The sequence below is a fragment of the Salinilacustrithrix flava genome (assembly GCF_041228405.1).
Taxonomy (GTDB): Bacteria; Actinomycetota; Acidimicrobiia; order Acidimicrobiales; family Salinilacustritrichaceae; genus Salinilacustrithrix; species Salinilacustrithrix flava.
Genome location: NZ_CP133888.1, coordinates 1,360,955 through 1,377,099, shown reverse-complemented (window position 1 = coordinate 1,377,099; position 16,145 = coordinate 1,360,955). Strand labels below are relative to the sequence as shown.

The following is a 16,145-nucleotide window of genomic DNA, read 5'->3' as shown; positions in this document are numbered from 1 at the left end:
GTCCCTACCCAGGTCCGGCTCGATGTGCCCCGACACGGGTACCCGTGCCGCGATCGGGTTAGGGAGCTGGCATGAACGATGCCGCTTCTCCTGCGCCGCGCCCGGTCGACCGGGCCGACGCCGAGGACCAGGCGGCACGCTCCCTCCTCGGGCCCGAGCCGGACGAGGAGATCAGCGCCCGGGAGCGGTTCGCGGCCGTCCTCGAGCGGCGCCTCGACCCGGTGATGGCGGTGCTGGCCGTGGCCTGGGGCGCGTTCGTCGCCTACGACCTCATCGCACCCGAGAGCCAGCGTCCCGTCCTCTCCCTCGTCAGCGACGTCGTGTGGGGCATCTTCCTGCTCGAGTTCGTGGCCAAGCTCGTCGTGTCCGGCCACCCGTTCCGGTTCCTGCGCCGCCGCTGGCCGTCGGTGTTCTTCCTGGCCGTGCCGCTCCTGCGCACCGCCCGGATCATCCCCGCCCTGCGCACCTTGCGGATCCTGCCCAGCGTCCGGGTGCTCGGGTCGTCGTACCGGGCCATCGGCACCGCCCGTGGGTTGCTCGGGGGCCGGCTGTCCTTCCTCGCCGTCACGACGGTGTCCGTGATCGTGGCCGGCGCCCAGCTCCTCTACCTCCTCGATGGCAGCGGGGAGAGCTTCGGCGAGACGCTGTGGTGGTCGGTGAACCTGGCCATCTCCGGCACCTACATGTTCGAGCCGACCACCATCCCGTCCCGCATCGTCTCGCTGCTGCTCAGCATCTACGCCGTCGTCGTCTTCGCCTCCATGGCCGCCGCGCTCGGTGCCTTCTTCGTCGATCAGCGCGCCGAGTACGCCGCCGCCGAGGAGCGGGGCGAGACCGACGGCTGATCCTCGCCGACGACCCCCTACGCTGGCGGGGAGACACCCGTCACACCAGAGAGGGGCACGCATGCCCTCCCCGTCCCACCCGGCCGCGGCCATCGCCGCCGCAGCATCGATCGCCGCCGGCCTGATCCACGCCGCTGCGGCCGGCTCGCACGCCGAGCTCGCCACCTTGTCGATGCTGTTCTCGATCACCGCGGTCGCCCAGATCGGCTGGGGCGCCGCCGCGCTCGTCCGCCCGACCCCGCCGGTCATGGTCGCCGGGCTCGGCATCAACCTCGCGGCGTTCGGTGCCTGGCTGACCAGCCGAACGGTGGGCCTGTCCGCCGTCGAGGGCCTCGAAGCCGGCCAGAGCATCGGCTTCCAGGATGGCCTCGCGGCCGGCTTCGCCCTCCTCGCCCTGGTGGCCACGACGGTCGCCGTCGCTGACATCGCCATGCCGCGCCTCGGCCAGGCCGCGGTGCCGGCGATCATCGCCCTGCTCGCCTTCGCCACGATCCCGGCCATGGCCCAGCCCCACGACCACGACAGCCACGACCACGACGACGACGTGGCGTTGGCCGCCGGCGAGGTCGCCTCCGCCGGCGACGGCCAGGACGACGACCACCCCCACGACGACTCCCACGACCACGGCGACGACGACCACCACGGGACGACCGATGCCGGCGACGCCGAACCGGAGGCACCCGCCCCCACCTCGGAGGAGCTCGGCTACCCGGCCAGCTTCGCCTCGTTCCTCGACGATGCTCCCACCCCCGAGGCCCGTGAGCGGGCCGAGCAGCTGCTGGTCGAGACCACCGAGGCGATGCAGGCCTTCCCCGACGAGGCCGCAGTGCAGGCGGCCGGGTTCACGTCCATCGGCGACGGCGCGACCGGCTACGAGCACTACATCAACGTCCAGCGCATCATCGACCCCCGGGTGCTCGACCCCGACGACATCGAGTCGATCGTGCTCAAGGTGAACCCCGACGGCACCAAGGAGGTGGCCTCGGCCATGTACCTGCTGCCGTTCGGGACGACGATGGCCGACGCCCCCGACATCGCCGGCGACCTGACCCCGTGGCACGACCACCAGAACCTGTGCTGGGACGGCGCTCGCGTCGTGGGCACCACCGACGCCACCGGCTCCTGCGCCCGGGGCGAGTTCCGACCGACCCAGCCCATGCTCCACGTCTGGGTGGACGAGCACCCCTGCGGTCCCTTCGCCGGCATCGAGGGCTCCCACGGGTCGGGCTGCGACGACCACGACCACTGATCCGGCCTGCCCCGGCCTGCCCCGGCCTGACCGGCATGTGGAAGGCTCGGCGACGATGAGCACGGTGTCGAGCCCCTTCTACGACGACGACCACCACGCCTACCGGGAGGTGGTGCGCGCCTTCACCGAGAACGAGATCGCGCCCCACGTCCACGAGTGGGATCTGGCCGGTGAGGTGCCCCGCGACCTGTACGTGAAGGCCGGGGCGATCGGCCTGTTCGGGGACGGGTTCCAGGAGGAGTACGGCGGACACGGCCAGCGCGACGCCCTCATGCGCCTCGTGCTCATGGAGGAGCTGTGCATGGCCGGCTCCGGCGGCGTGGTCGCTGCCCTGTTCTCCAACTACATCGGCCTGCCGCCCATCCAGCGCTTCGGGTCCGAGGAGATGAAGGCCCGGGTCATCGCCCCGTGCATGAGCGGCGAGAAGATCGCGGCCCTCGCCATCACCGAGCCCTCGGGCGGGTCCGACGTGGCCCGGATCAAGACGACCGCCCGGCGGGAGGGCGACGAGTTCGTGGTGAACGGCTCCAAGACCTTCATCACCTCGGGGATGCGGGCGGACTTCTTCGCCACGGCCGTGCGCACCGGCGGCGAGGGCCCGGCCGGCATCTCGATGATGCTCATCGAGGGCGACCGTCCCGGCGTCGATCGCACCAAGCTCGACAAGATGGGCTGGCTCGCCTCGGACACCGCCACCCTCTACTTCGACGACGTGCGGGTGCCGGAGGAGAACCTCATCACCGAGGAGAACGCCGGCTTCTCCGCCATCGTCAACAACTTCAACGCCGAGCGCATCGACCTGGCCGTGCAGTCCACCGCCTTCAGCCGGGTGTGCTTCGACGAGGCCGTGGGCTGGGCCCGCGAGCGGGAGACCTTCGGCAAGCGCCTCGCCGACCACCAGGTGATCCGCCACAAGCTGGCCGAGATGGACCGCATGATCAACGCGTCGAAGGCGTGGCTGGAGCTGCTGTCGTGGCGGCTCAACCAGGGCGACAACCCGGTGGCCGAGATCGCGGAGGCCAAGGTGAACGCCACCCTGTGCTTCGAGCAGTGCGCGCGCGAGGCGGCCCAGATCCTCGGCGGCGCCAGCTACCTGCGGGGCGACACCGTCGAGCGTCTCTACCGCGAGGTGCGGGTCCAGGCCATCGGCGGCGGCTCCGAGGAGATCATGCGCGACCTCGCGTCGCGCCAACTCGGCATCTGAGCGCTACACCAGCACTGCCAGTTTCCCTCAGCGGCCGACCTCGATGAGGGTGTCGAAGGCGGCGACGAGGTGGTCGCGGAGGCCGGCGGGGTCGTCGATGGCGCCGGCGTCCACGACCAGACCCATGTCGAGGCCGCCGTTGTAGCTGAGCGTGCTGAGGTTGAACGCCGTGCCCGAGATCGGGCCCATGGGCAGGACGGCCTCGCAGCGGCCGCCGGCGATGTAGAGCTCCACCGGCGCGGCGCGCACGTTGGACACGGTGAAGTCCACGGTGGCGGCGGCGTCCTTGGCGAAGGACGTCAGCACCGAGGTCGGCAGCAGGTTCACGACCATGGCCAGCTGGCCGATCAGGTCCATGGAGCCGCCGCCCTTCACCGCGGCCAGCGCCTCGTGGACCACGGCGAAGGCCTCGATGGGATCGTCGGGCACCCGCAGATCGGTGGTGGTGATGGCGAAGGCGTTGCCGCCGGCGGTGCCGCCCTTGCGGGTGCTGACCGGCATGGCGGCGCGGAGCAGGTCGGGGCGGACGCCGCGCTCGTGGTGGTAGGCGGCAGCGCCGGCGAGGGCGCCGGCGACGAACACGTCGTTGATCGTCCCGCCGAGCACCCGGCCGGCCTGCTTCACGTCGGCGAGGGGCACGTGCAGGGATCCGAACCAGCGCTTCAGCGTGCGCGGCTTCCACAGCGGCGAGCCGACGGTGCGGCCCTCCTCGTGCGAGGGGCGCAGCGACCGGTCGATCTCCTTGACGGCCCGGCCCAGGCCCTGGGCGGTGCCGAGCGGGTTGCCGACCACCGAGCCGGTGACCCGGCGGGCGAGGCCGCCGACCCGGCGCACGTTGTGGCCCACGACCTCCATGGCGCTCTCGGCGAAGCCGTCGCCGTCGCCGACGGGGGCAGGCACGTCGGGTGGGTCGGGTTCGTTCGGGTCGCGCTCGAGGTCCACGAACTGCTCGGCGAGGCGCACCCCGCCCTCGCCGTCGGTGATGGTGTGGTGCATCTTCTGGAAGAGCGCGGCCCGACCGTCGGCCAGGCCCTCGATGACGATGAACTGCCACAGCGGTCGGGTGCGGTCGAAGGGCTCCTGCAGCAACCGGATGGCCAGCTCGTGCAGGTCGGCGTCGGCGCCCGGCGAGGGCACGGCGATGCGCCACACGTGCCGGTCGAGGTCGAACTCCGGGTCGTCCACCCACGCGGGCGGGCTCAGGCGACCGACGCTGGCGACGACGTGCTGGCGCAGGCGCGGCACGGCCACGACGGCCCGGGCGAGGCGGGCGCGCAGGCGCTCCAGCGACGGCGGTCGGTCGAGGATCGTGAGGCTCGCGAACCAGGAGCTGAGCGCAGGGTCCTTCTCGAGGTTCCACATGAGCGCCTCGTTGTCGCTCATGTGACGCTCGAAGTGCTGCTCCCGGGGACGGGCCATCCTGGCGAGCGTACCCCTGTACGTTGCCTCGTCGGTGAGCGTCCGAGGCAGCCAGCGACGGAACCACGTGCGCGCGTGGTGGCGAGACGCCCGTGCCGGCGTGGTGGCCGAGGCCGTCGACGTCCTCGGCGTGGCCGACGGCCAGACGTTCGGCGCCCGGGCGGACGTCGTGATCGACGAGCTGCACGAGGCCGTCGACGACGTCTACGGCGCGCGGGGTCACGACCCGGACGCCCTCGTCCTGCGCCTGCTCTCGCTGGCCCTCGCCACCGCCGAGCAGCGGTCGGCGTCGCTGCGCATCCTCGACCACCGCCGCGAGATCGACCCGCACTGGTTCCTGCGTGCCCGCCAGGTCGGCTACGTCGCCTACACCGACCGCTTCGCCGGGACCCTGCGCGGCGTCATCGACCGGCTCGACCACCTCGAGGAGCTCGGCATCACCCACCTCCACCTCATGCCGCTGCTGCGCCCGCGGGAGGGGGAGAACGACGGCGGCTACGCGGTGGCCGACTACGGCGCCATCGACCCGCGCCTCGGCGACATGGCCGACCTCGAGGCTCTCGCCGGCGAGCTGCACGACCGGGACATGGCGCTGTGCATCGACCTGGTGGTCAACCACACCGCGGCCGAGCACCCGTGGGCCCAGGCGGCGCGGGCCGGCGACCCCACCCACCGCCGCTACTACCGGATCTTCCCGGATCGCACCGAGCCCGACCAGTACGAGGCGACCATGCGGGAGGTGTTCCCGGAGATGGCGCCCGGCAGCTTCACCCACGTCGAGGGCCTCGGCTGGGTCTGGACCACGTTCCGCGAGTGGCAGTGGGACCTCGACTACGAGAACCCCGACGTCCTCGCCTCGATGTGCGCGGTGATGGGCGACCTCGCCAACCGCGGCGTCGACGTGTTCCGCCTCGACGCCGTGCCCTTCCTGTGGAAGCAGAAGGGCACCGACTGCGAGAACCTCCCCCAGGCCCACCGGATCGTGCAGATCCTGCGCAACGTGCTGCGCATCTCGGCCCCGGGCACGATCTGCAAGGCCGAGGCGATCGTGTCGCCCGACGAGCTGGTGCAGTACCTCGGCGGCCACGACCCCGAGGTCCGGGAGTGCGAGCTCGCCTACCACAACCAGCTCATGGTCATGCTGTGGTCGTCGCTGGCGGCCCGCGACGCCCAGCTGATGACCCGGTCGCTCGAGCGCATGCGGCAACCCCCGGACGGCACGGGATGGGTCACCTACGTGCGCTGCCACGACGACATCGGCTGGGCGGTGAGCGACGAGGACGCCGCCGCGGTCGGGTGGAACGGCTTCGAGCACCGGGCCTTCCTCAACCGCTACTACTCGGGCGAGCACCCGGGGAGCTGGGCCCAGGGGGTGAAGTTCCAGGAGAACCCGCTCACGCTCGACGCGCGCATCTCGGGCACCACCGCCGCCCTCTGCGGGATCGACCAGGCCCGGGAGCGCCAGGACCCCGTCGCCCTCGGCGCCGCGATCCGCCGGTTCCTCCTCCTCCACGCCGTGATCATCGGGTGGGGCGGCTCGATCCCGGTGCTGTACATGGGCGACGAGATCGCCCTGGCCAACGACCGCTCGTTCGCCGACGACCCCGACCACGCCGACGACAACCGCTGGATCCACCGACCACCGATGGACTGGGAGGCCGCGGCCCGACGCCACGATGCCGGGTCGGTGGAGGGACGGGTCTACGCCGGGCTGCGCGAGCAGATCCAGGCGCGGCGCGACCTGCCGGTCATGCGCGCCGGCGGCACCACGTCGGCGCGGTGGACCGGGCACCCCTCGGTGTTCGCCTGGCGGCGCACGCATCCCCGGCACCTGCCGTTCCTCGGGCTGGCTGCGTTCAGCGACGAGCCCACGAGCGTGCCGCTGCCCGTCGCCGTCGACGCGGGCCTCCACGATCCGGTGCCGGTCCTCGCGTCGGACGGCAACGTGCGCATCGACGACGGCCGGATCCACCTGCCGGCCTGGGGCTGGGTCTGGCTGTCGGACTGACCGTCAGCCGCCGTCGACGATCGAGTAGAGGGCGCCGCCCCGCGTGCCGATCATGATGCGGCCGTCCCAGACCGTCGGGGTGGCCTCGATGCAGCCATCCAGGTCGAGCGACCACAGCTCGGTCGCTTCGGCGCCGCCGGGCTGCAGCTCGAAGGCGTGGAACGTGCCGGCGCAGTCGCCGAGGAGGAGGACGCCGTCGACGACGGTCGGCGAACCCCACAGGGGCCCGGGCAGCCGCTTGGACCACAGCTCCACGCCCGTGGCCGCCGAGACCGCCGCCAACCGCCCGCCGTTCGTGCCGACGTAGACCACGCCGTCCACGACGGCCGGCGTGCCCCAGATCCCGCCGGGTCGGACCTCGTTGTCGAACCAGGACCACACGAGCGGGTCCTCGCCGGCGGCCACGTCTGCGGTGGGGTCCAGCTTCACCAGCTGGCCGACGGCGTCGGAGCGCTCGGCGGTGGCCGCCCGCTCGTACTCGGCCGCGACGTAGAGCATGCCCTCGGCGTCGGCGACGATCGACGCGTCCGTGTCGTCGCCCATCCAGTACCGGAACGTGCGTGTCGGCGTGACCCCGTCGGCCAGGCCGGAGATGTCGTAGCCCTGGACGAGGCCGCCGGAGTTCGTGAAGTAGACGGTGCTGCCCACGACGGTGGGCGACACCTCGATCGACACCGTCTGGTCGCCGATCGAGTCGAGCAGCTCCTGGTCCCACCCCGCCACGTCGAAGACGATCTCGGGGGCCACGGTGACCGACCCGTCGGCGGCCGTGCCCCGGTTGAGCGCCACGATCACGAAGCGGCTGTTCTCCCCGCCGACGAAGAGGTGGTCGTCGATGACGATGCCGGAGCTGTCCCAGTCGTCGTTCCACAGGATCGGCGAGAAGTCGTCCGCCGCCATCGACCACAGCTCGACGGCCTCGTCGCCCTCGATCGACAGGATGCGGTAGTGGTCGTCGCGGGAACCGGTGTAGACGAGCGGGTACCCGTCGGGGTCGACGGTGACCGAGCCCTTGATGAGGTCGCCGGTGGGGAACGGGGGCAGGATGCGCTCGCCGGTGTCGGCGTCGAGGAAGTGGACGGCGCCGTCGTAGGCGCCGAACACGAGCCAGGTGCGGCTGGTGCCGTCGGCGGCCTCGCGCTCGAACACGGCGGGCTGGCCGGTCCAGCCCATGCCGCACCACACCTTGGTCTCGCCGAGGTTCGTGGACTCCCCGCACAGCCCGCCCTCGGCCGGGTAGCGGTAGTCGATGACGGGGTCGGTCGGGACCGGTCCCCGGCCGTGGAAGGACCGGGTCGGGTTGCCGCGGAACGTCAGCACGCCCTCGACGGTGGCCCCGGGGTAGGGCTCGCCGGCGAGCGCGGGGTTCGACCAGCCCTCGAACGGCGGCAGCGTCGTGGTCGTCTCCGCCGGCGGCTCCTCCTCGTCGGGCTCCGCGGTCTCCTCCGACGCGGCCGCCGGTCCGACGTCCGGGTCACCCCTGTCGTCGATCCACCAGGTCACCGCGATGACCAGAAGGCTGAGCACCGCCACCGGCGCCAGCGGGATCCGTCGGAACACCGGCGGAGTGTACGACCGCGTAGGTTCCCGATGGTGCGCGCCGACCGCTTCGAACCCCTGCCCGACGACGTCCTCGACCGGTGGTCGACCTTCGGCCGCTGGCCCGACCGCCAGTACTTCCCCGGGTTGCTCGGCCTCGAGATCGAGGAGCTGAAGGCGGACTACTGCCGCATGCGCCTGCCCTTCCGTCCCGAGCACGAGCAACCGGCCGGCGTGGTGCACGGGGGCGCGCTCGCCACGCTCATGGACACCGTGGTCGTGCCCGCCATCGGGTCGGCGTACGGGCCCGAGACCCAGTACATGACCCTCACCATGAACCTGAGCTACATCGGTGCGGTCCGGGAGGCGGACGTGGTCGCCGAAGGCTGGGTCACCCGTCGGGGTCGTTCCACCGTGTTCTGCCGGGCCGAGGCGATGTGCGAGGACCGGCTCGTCATGGAGGGATCGCTCATCTACGCGGTGCGTGAGCCCCGGTAGCCTCCGCACGTGCCGGAGACGCTGCGATACGTGTCACGCGTCGCTCGCCTCCCCCTGCAGGACGGCGACGGCGAGACCATCGGACAGGTGCAAGACGTCGTCCTCGCGCCCGCCGGCCGCCTCGCGCCCCGGGTGCTGGGCTTCATCACGGTGGTGCAGCGCCGGCGCATCTTCGTGAACGCCAACCGCATCGGCGACCTCGAGCCCACGGGCGTGCGGATGCGCACCGGCTCCATCGACCTGCGCCCCTTCCGCAAGCGGGAGGGCGAGCTGCTCGCCCTCGGCGACCTGGTCGACAGCCCGGTCGAGGTCGACGGGGTCGAGCAGTACGTGCGCGACGTCGGCATCACCCCGTCGGACTCGCCCGGTTCGATGTGGGAGCTGTCCACCATCGCCCTCGGCGGCCGCGGCCCCCTGGCCCGGCGGCGCACGCCGGTGATCGTCCCGTGGGAGGCGTGCCGGTCGCTGTTCGACGTCGGCGCCGACGCCGCCGAGGTCGCCGAGATGCGCGAGATGCGCCCGGCCGACGTGGCCAACCGCATCCGGGCGCTGCCGCTCGAGAAGCGCCAGCGCCTCGCCGAGATCATGGAGGACGAGCGCCTCGCCGATCTGCTCGAGGAGCTCCCCGAGGACGAGCAGATCCGCCTGATCAACGGCCTCGACCTCGAGCGCGCCGCCGACATCCTCGAGGAGATGGATCCCGACGACGCGGCCGACCTCCTCGGGGAGATGAGCGCCGAGGAGCGGGCCCGGCTGCTCGAGGCCATGGAGCCCGACGAGGCCCACCACGTGCGCCGGCTCCTCACCTACGAGTCGGCGACCGCCGGCGGCCTCATGACCCCGGAACCGGTGATCATGTCGCCGGAGTCCACCGTGGCCGAGGCGCTCGCCATGCTGCGCGAGGCCTCGCTGCCCGTCGCCCTGGCCGCCCAGGTGTTCGTCGTGAACCCGCCCCTGTCGGTGCCCACCGGCCGGTTCCTCGGGACCATCGGGTTCCAACGGCTCCTGCGCCACCCGCCGTCGGAGAACCTCGGCGACATCGTGCCCGATCGGTCCGAGCACCTCAGCCCCGACACGCCCCAGCTCGAGGTGGCCGGCCGCCTCGCCGCCTACGACATGGTCGCGGTCGCGGTGTGCGACGGGGCCCGCCACCTCGTCGGCGTCGTCACCATCGATGACGTGATGGACCACCTGCTGCCGACCGGCTGGCGTCGGCTGCTGCCCCGCCAACGGACGGGGTTCGGGTAGACGTGCTGCGCTTCCGTCGCTCCGACGACCTCGCCCGCCCGGCCCAGGCCGGGGTCATCGGCGTGCACTTCGACCCGGACGCGTTCGGTCGGTTCTCCGAGGGCATCGCCCGCTTCCTCGGCACCGGCCGGTTCCTCGCCGGTCAGACCGTCCTCGTCGCCGCCTGGATCGCGGTGAACGTCGTCGCCGTGCGCTTCCGCTGGGATCCGTACCCGTTCATCCTGCTGAACCTGGCGTTCTCGACCCAGGCCGCCTACGCCGCCCCGCTGATCCTGCTCGCCCAGAACCGCCAGGACGAGCGGGACCGGGCCCAGGCCGAGCAGGACCGGGAGGTCAACGCCCGCACCCAGGCCGAGGCCGAGTTCATGGCCCGGGAGCTGGCGTCGGTGCGGCTGTCGCTCGCCGACGTCGCCACCATGACCGAGCTGCGCGATGCCGTCGGTGAGCTCGGCGATGCGCTCGCCCGCATCGAGTCCGCCCTCGACGTGCGCCCGGCTGACGACGCCACGTGAGGCGCGCCCTGCTCGTCGGGCTCGCCGTGCTGCTCGGGGCCTGCTCCAGCTCCGACGCCACCCTCGAGCGGGCCGACACCGAGCCGACGACCACCACGACCACGACCTCGGCACCTGCCTCCGAGGAGGCGGCCCCCACCGAGCCCTCCGCACCCACGGTCACCTGGGAGCCCTGCGGCACCGCCGAGTGCGCGACCGTCGCGGTTCCGCTGGACCACGACGATCCCGACGGCGCCACGATCGACCTGTCCGTCCTGCGCCTCCCCGCCCGGGGCGATCGCATCGGGGCGCTGTTCGTGAACTTCGGCGGACCGGGCAGCGGGGCGGTCGACCTCCTGCCCATGTTCCCGTTCCCGGACGAGGTGCGCGAGCGGTTCGATCTCGTCGCCGTGGATCCCCGCGGCGTCGGCGGCTCGGCCCCGCTCGACTGCGGCATCGACCCGGCCGAGCTCTACGCCGTGGATCCGACCGTGGAGGACGACGCCGACGTCGACGCGCTCGTCGCTGTCAGCGAGGCCTACGCCGCCGACTGCGCAGCGACCCGCGGGGAGCTCCTCGACCACGTCGGCACCCGGGACGTGGCCCGTGACTTCGACCTGGTCCGCGCCGGCATGGGTGACGAGCGCATCGACTACCTCGGCTACAGCTACGGCACGGCGATCGGGCAGGCCTACGCCGAGCTGTTCCCCGACCGCGTCCGCACCATGATCCTCGACGGCGTGGTCGACCCGGCGCCCGACGGCATCGACGTGGCCGTGCAGCAGGCCCGAGGGTTCGAGACCGCGCTGGCGCGCTGGGCCGCCGGCTGCGGCGACCGCCCGACGTGCGACCTCGCAGACCCCGTCGGTGCCGTCGACGACGTGCTCGCGCTCGCCGAGTCGGGCATCCCCGCCGGCAGCGCGCAGGTCGGCCCCGGGGAGGTCGCCATCGGCCTGGCGATGCCGCTGTACAACACCGGCCTGTGGCCCGTCCTGGACGAGGCGGTCACCAGCGCCCTCGCCGGCGACGGCTCGACGATGCTCGGCCTGGCCGAGCAGTACCTGCGGCTCGTGGACTTCTCGGCGTACTACGCGGTGTCATGCCTCGACAGCGCGTGGCCCGACGTACCCGCCGAGCACCTCGCCGAGGCCGAGGCCGCCGCCGCGCGGGCGCCCCGGTTCGGGGAGGCGATCGTGAACGACTACCTGCGGTGCGCGGTGTGGCCTGCGGAACCCGATCCGCTCGGCCCGATCACGGCCCCCGGGTCACCACCGATCCTGGTCGTGTCCACGACCGGTGACCCGGCCACCCCCCACGAGAACGCGGTGGCGGTGGCGGAGCGCCTGGCCGAGGGCGTGCTGGTCACCCGCGAGGGCGACGGCCACACCGTCGTCTTCCAGGGGGACGGCTGCATCGATGCGATCGCCATCGCCTACCTGCTCGACGAGGTCGTCCCCCCGGTGGGCAGCCGCTGCTGACCGGCGCCGGTCAGGGCCGGTGGCCGCCGAGCTCCCACCACTCGGCCAGGTCGGCCATGGTGCTGTCGACGGTGTCATCGGCCACGGCGATCGAGCCGATGTCCGCGCCGGCCCGGCTCCAGACCAGGACGTCCTGGCCGGCGATGTCGACGAAGCACAGGATCGTGCCGGTCGAGGAGCCCTGCCGGTAGGTCGTCGCGCCCAGCCACGGCACGGGCAGCTCGCCCGCCGGCCCCCGGCCGTCGGGTCGGCAGGCGCTCTCGGTCGTGTCGAGGACGGCGTCGCCGAGCACGGCCTGCTCGGACTCGATCCAGCGGGTCATGTCGTCCGCGCCGGAGAAGCGGACCCAGGACACGACGCCGGCTGCGCCCGTCGCCGGTCGGCACGTGACCGCGGCGACGCCCCCGGCGCGCTCGAGCAGGTCCAGGTCCCGCTCGCACCGGGTCGTGAGCTCGCCGGGAAGCTCGTCGAGCAGCCGCTCCTCGAGCGGGAGGGGGAACTCGGCGTCGGTCCGTCCGACGAGCTCGGACCAGAACCGGTAGTGCACCGCGTAGCGGCCGAAGCCGCCGGCGACGCCGAGCACCGGCGCGGTGCCGTCGGTCCAGGCGATGTCGACCCGGCCGTCCACGCTGCGGCACGCGACCCGGCCGCGGCCCCGGCGGTCCCGGTGGTCGTGGACGGCCCCCGCGCCGAGCGCGCACTCGCCGGGCGCGCCCGGATCCAGCTCGAGGGCAGCGACCGTGTCCCGGAACGCCTGGTCCCGCGCCTCGACGTCGGGGAAGAGGGTGAAGGTCACCAGCTCGGGCACGGCATCCCGGGGGCATTCGAGCCGGACCGTGCCGTCGGGGCCGACGCCGTCGGGGCGGTCGGCGGGGGGCACGCAGCCCTCGAGCTCGGCGGGGACCGCTTCGCGCAGCGCCGCCAACGTCGGTTCGGCTGGGGCGGGCGGGGGGCTCGGGTCACCCGACTCGCTGGGGGTGGCGGTCTCCTCCCCCGGCAGCACCACGTCGTCGGCGCCGACCGCCCACCAGGTGAGGCCGGCGACCGCCAGCACCGCGACCGCGAGGACCGCGCCGATGACGAACGGCGCCTTCGAGCGGGGCCGGTCGTCCTCCCAGCCGTCCCACTCCACCTCGACCACGCCCCGGAGGGGCCGGCCACCCACCTCGTCGTCGTCGGTCACCAGGGCTCCCTACCCCGCCATGCCCTCGGCGACGAGCTGATCGAGGGTCCAATCCGGGTGATCGGACTCGATGCGCTGCAACCAGTACACGGACTCGAACAGGGCGAGCAGGGTGCCGTCGGAGCGCTCGAGCACCCGGACGCCGCTCATCCCCCGCAGGTTGGCCATGGTCGCCTCATCGGTGACCCGGGCGATCGAGAAGCGGGTCATGGAGATCTCGGCGGGCGAGCCGAACTCGTCGGCGAGCCGGGCCGACGCGACCTCGAACTGCATCTGGCCGACGGCGGCGAGCATGGGCTCCTGGTCGCCGAGGTCGCGGTCGCGCAGCACCTGCACCACACCCTCCTCGTCGAGCTGGGCGATGCCCTTGCGGAACTGCTTGAAGCGGCCGACGTCCTTGGGCCGGGCGATGGCGAACAGCTCGGGGGCGAAGGCGGGGATGCCGGGGTACTCCACCGGCGGCTCGAGGTAGAGCGTGTCGCCCACCCGCACCTCGGTGGCGTTGACCAGGCCGATCACGTCGCCGGGGAAGGCCTCCTCGAGGGTGTCGCGCTCCTGGCCGAACACGGAGTGGGCGTACTTGGTGCCGAAGGGCTTGCCGGTGCGGGCGTGGGTGACCACCATCCCCCGCTCGAACCGCCCGGAGCACACCCGCACGAAGGCGATGCGGTCGCGGTGGCTGGGGTCCATGTTCGCCTGCACCTTGAACGCGAAGCCGGAGAACGGCGACTCGAGCGGGCGGGGGTCGCCCTCGATGTCAGGGCGGGGCTGCGGCGACGGGGCCAGGTCGGCGACGGCGTCGAGCAGGAGCCGCACGCCGTAGTTGGTGAGGGCGGAGCCGAAGAACACCGGGGTGGCCTCGGCCATCTCGAACAGCTCCTGGTCGAAGTCGGACCCGACCGCCTCGAGCAACTCGATCTGCTCCACCGCGGCCAGGTAGCTGTCGCCGTCGACCTCCTCGGCGGCGGCCGGGTCGAGGATCTCCTCGCCGGCCTCGGTCGCGCCCCGCGCCGTGCGGCTGAAGCGCACGTAGTCGCCGCTGCGGCGATCGATGAGGCCGCGGAAGTCGCCGGCGATGCCCACCGGCCAGGTGATCGGCATGGTGGCCAGGCCGAGGGTCTCCTCGATCTCGTCGGTGAGCTCGAGGGCCTCCTTGCCGGGCCGGTCCCACTTGTTGATGAAGGTGAGCAGCGGGATGCGGCGCTCCCGGCAGACCTCGAACAGCTTGAGGGTCTGGGGCTCAATGCCCGAGCTGGCGTCGAGGACCATGATCGCGGCGTCGGCGGCGGCCAGCACCCGGTAGGTGTCCTCGGAGAAGTCCCGGTGGCCCGGGGTGTCGAGCAGGTTCAGCACCCGGTCCCGGTACGGGAACTGCAGCACGGTCGAGGTGATGGAGATGCCGCGCTGCTGCTCCATGTCCATCCAGTCGGACCGCACCCGACGGCGCTCACCGCGTGCCTTGACCTGGCCGGCGTCCTGCACCGCCCCGCCGTAGAGCAGGAACTTCTCGGTCAGGGTCGTCTTGCCCGCGTCGGGATGGCTGATGATGGCGAACGTGCGGCGGCGTTCGGCCTCGACGGCGGGATCGGTCACGGGTCAAGTGAACCGGCCGCCTGCCGGGCCCGCCAACTCCCGACCTGCTCGATCCGGTGCCTCGCCGCCGAGCAGATGGCGCCGCCCCACCCCGCGATGCGATCGCAGAGCAGGTTCCGGAGCTCGAGGCCCCACAGCTCCCGCGGATCTCGCAGCGGGTGGCCGCGACCATCCCGGAAGCCGGGAGGAGGGCGGAGGTCATCGGCCATCGGTGCCGAGGGTCCGGAGGGGCTGCCACAAGGATCGGCGGCCAAGGGAGCGCCGATGGATGTTCAACGCCGATCGTCAGCGCTCGAGCAGCCAGCGCACCCGTCGCGGCGTCGTTGCGTAGTGGAGCATCACGAGCGCGCCGAGCACGGCACCGAACCTGGCGTTCGCGGTGAGGATGGCTGCGACTGCGGCGCCGAGCAGCAGGCACAGCTCCAACGCCAGCCGGGTTCGTCCACCGACCGCAACCGGCGCACCGCCGGATGCGCTGGCGTCGCCAGTCACGCGGAACGTCCCCCACAGCCCAGCGAGGACGACCACGGCGCCAACCGAGCCGACGACGCTGGCCAGCGTTCCGGGCATTGCTCGCCACGCCGCCATCGCCCAGGCCACCATCGCCGTGACCTCCAGGCCGAAGCGCAGCGCTGCCTGGGCCGGTGAGAGCTCCGACTTCACGGTCAGGTCGTGGCCGATGGCACAGCGATCACGGTCACTCGACAACCGTACGTGCTGCCCCGCCATCGAGGTATCGATTATCGAGGTCCACCTGACGTGCGTCACCCGCCAGGCACCCGGTGCGGGACCCGGTCACCCGACGGTGAGCGTTCCGGCCATGCCCTTCTCGTAGTGCGTCTCGCCGTCAGCAGCTTCGACGATGCAGAAGAGGGTGTACTCGCCGGGCTCCAAGTCGTAGGTGGCGTTGCAGTCCTCCCCGGCGGGGAACGCCTCGAGCTCGAAGGCCCCGGCCTCGGCAAGCGCCTCCTCATCGGGTGCACCATCCTGCGTGAGCGGCACCTCACCGCCACCGGGGAGGAAGGCGAGCTCGTGCGCCTCCTCACCGACGTTGGTGGCGGCGAAGGTGACCACGCCAGGAGCAACGGTGACATCAGCGGGCACGAACGCGTAGTCCGCGAGCTGGATCGCAACCGTCTCCTCGGCCTCCGCCTCCAGATCCTCGCCCACGGGCGAGCACTCGGACCCGTACTCGACGACGTCGGCACCGACGCTCTCCTCACCCGAGTCCGTCGACGGACCCGCCGCGACATCGTCGTCGTCTCCGCATGCGCCCAGACCGAGGGCGGCGACGATGGCGAACAGCGGGACGATCAAGGTGCGGGACGTGTGCATCGCCGCAGTAAAGCACACCTTATAACAGGAGGGAAGTCGACCTTCACCGCCGCGT

At 72.4% G+C, this 16,145-nt stretch carries 14 protein-coding genes; 8 read left to right on the top strand and 6 right to left on the bottom strand.

The window, feature by feature from the left end; genetic code table 11:
* The first annotated feature begins 71 nt into the window (after positions 1-71).
* The 3 genes from RGQ06_RS06880 (at position 72) to RGQ06_RS06870 (ending at position 3,298) form a co-directional block, all read left to right on the top strand.
* On the top strand, positions 72-845 hold the full coding sequence (locus RGQ06_RS06880) for an ion transporter (protein ID WP_432427306.1): 774 nt from the start codon (positions 72-74) through the stop codon (positions 843-845).
* A 61-nt stretch (positions 846-906) separates the two neighbouring features.
* Positions 907-2,094 (top strand): hypothetical protein, encoded by a 1,188-nt coding sequence (locus tag RGQ06_RS06875; protein ID WP_432427307.1) that lies wholly within the window; start codon positions 907-909, stop codon positions 2,092-2,094.
* 55 nt (positions 2,095-2,149) lie between these two features.
* Entirely contained in the window at positions 2,150-3,298 is a 1,149-nt protein-coding gene (locus tag RGQ06_RS06870) for an acyl-CoA dehydrogenase family protein (RefSeq protein WP_432427308.1), read from the top strand.
* A 27-nt stretch (positions 3,299-3,325) separates the two neighbouring features.
* On the opposite strand, the gene RGQ06_RS06865 is transcribed toward RGQ06_RS06870, so the two are convergent.
* Positions 3,326-4,717: a wax ester/triacylglycerol synthase domain-containing protein gene (locus tag RGQ06_RS06865; RefSeq protein ID WP_432427309.1), complete on the bottom strand. Its 1,392-nt coding sequence runs from the start codon at positions 4,715-4,717 to the stop codon at positions 3,326-3,328.
* A 34-nt stretch (positions 4,718-4,751) separates the two neighbouring features.
* Here RGQ06_RS06865 and RGQ06_RS06860 point away from each other — a divergent pair, with 34 nt between their 5' ends.
* Positions 4,752-6,725 (top strand): alpha-amylase family protein, encoded by a 1,974-nt coding sequence (locus RGQ06_RS06860; RefSeq protein WP_432427310.1) that lies wholly within the window; start codon positions 4,752-4,754, stop codon positions 6,723-6,725.
* A gap of 3 nt (positions 6,726-6,728) precedes the next feature.
* Here the strand turns inward: RGQ06_RS06860 and RGQ06_RS06855 are convergent, their stop codons facing one another.
* Entirely contained in the window at positions 6,729-8,285 is a 1,557-nt protein-coding gene (locus RGQ06_RS06855) for a PQQ-binding-like beta-propeller repeat protein (RefSeq protein WP_432427311.1), read from the bottom strand.
* 30 nt (positions 8,286-8,315) lie between these two features.
* On the opposite strand from RGQ06_RS06855, the gene RGQ06_RS06850 reads away from it, so the two are divergent.
* From RGQ06_RS06850 to RGQ06_RS06835, 4 genes are read left to right on the top strand one after another with little or no spacing between them, the layout of a single operon-like run.
* Positions 8,316-8,762 carry a PaaI family thioesterase gene (locus RGQ06_RS06850; RefSeq protein WP_432430710.1) on the top strand — a complete coding sequence of 149 codons (447 nt, stop codon included), beginning with the start codon at positions 8,316-8,318 and terminating at the stop codon, positions 8,760-8,762.
* 9 nt (positions 8,763-8,771) lie between these two features.
* Positions 8,772-10,010, top strand: a complete 1,239-nt coding sequence (locus RGQ06_RS06845) for a magnesium transporter MgtE N-terminal domain-containing protein (protein WP_432427313.1) — start codon at positions 8,772-8,774, stop codon at positions 10,008-10,010.
* A gap of 5 nt (positions 10,011-10,015) precedes the next feature.
* Positions 10,016-10,522: a DUF1003 domain-containing protein gene (locus RGQ06_RS06840; RefSeq protein ID WP_432427716.1), complete on the top strand. Its 507-nt coding sequence runs from the start codon at positions 10,016-10,018 to the stop codon at positions 10,520-10,522.
* A complete protein-coding gene (locus RGQ06_RS06835; RefSeq protein ID WP_432427314.1) occupies positions 10,519-11,979 on the top strand; it encodes an alpha/beta hydrolase in 1,461 nt (486 codons plus the stop codon). Before RGQ06_RS06840 ends, RGQ06_RS06835 begins: the two co-directional genes overlap by 4 nt.
* 10 nt (positions 11,980-11,989) lie before the next feature.
* On the opposite strand, the gene RGQ06_RS06830 is transcribed toward RGQ06_RS06835, so the two are convergent.
* The 4 genes from RGQ06_RS06830 to RGQ06_RS06815 form a co-directional block, all read right to left on the bottom strand.
* Positions 11,990-13,162 (bottom strand): hypothetical protein, encoded by a 1,173-nt coding sequence (locus RGQ06_RS06830; protein ID WP_432427315.1) that lies wholly within the window; start codon positions 13,160-13,162, stop codon positions 11,990-11,992.
* Positions 13,163-13,171: 9 nt separating this feature from the next.
* Entirely contained in the window at positions 13,172-14,755 is a 1,584-nt protein-coding gene (locus RGQ06_RS06825) for a peptide chain release factor 3 (protein WP_432427316.1), read from the bottom strand.
* Between the two features lie 285 nt (positions 14,756-15,040).
* Positions 15,041-15,418, bottom strand: coding sequence for a DUF2568 domain-containing protein (locus RGQ06_RS06820; RefSeq protein WP_432427317.1), 378 nt, complete (start codon positions 15,416-15,418; stop codon positions 15,041-15,043).
* Positions 15,419-15,550: 132 nt separating this feature from the next.
* Complete coding sequence (locus RGQ06_RS06815; RefSeq protein WP_432427318.1) at positions 15,551-16,090, bottom strand: cupredoxin domain-containing protein; 540 nt, start codon at positions 16,088-16,090, stop codon at positions 15,551-15,553.
* Between the last annotated feature and the right edge of the window lie 55 nt (positions 16,091-16,145).

Coding starts and splice junctions, on each gene's coding strand:
- RGQ06_RS06880 (WP_432427306.1), top strand. CDS start 72: ATGAACGATGCCGCTTCTCCTGCGCCGCGCCCGGTCGACCGGGCCGAC.
- RGQ06_RS06875 (WP_432427307.1), top strand. CDS start 907: ATGCCCTCCCCGTCCCACCCGGCCGCGGCCATCGCCGCCGCAGCATCG.
- RGQ06_RS06870 (WP_432427308.1), top strand. CDS start 2,150: ATGAGCACGGTGTCGAGCCCCTTCTACGACGACGACCACCACGCCTAC.
- RGQ06_RS06865 (WP_432427309.1), bottom strand. CDS start 4,717: ATGGCCCGTCCCCGGGAGCAGCACTTCGAGCGTCACATGAGCGACAAC.
- RGQ06_RS06850 (WP_432430710.1), top strand. CDS start 8,316: ATGGTGCGCGCCGACCGCTTCGAACCCCTGCCCGACGACGTCCTCGAC.
- RGQ06_RS06815 (WP_432427318.1), bottom strand. CDS start 16,090: ATGCACACGTCCCGCACCTTGATCGTCCCGCTGTTCGCCATCGTCGCC.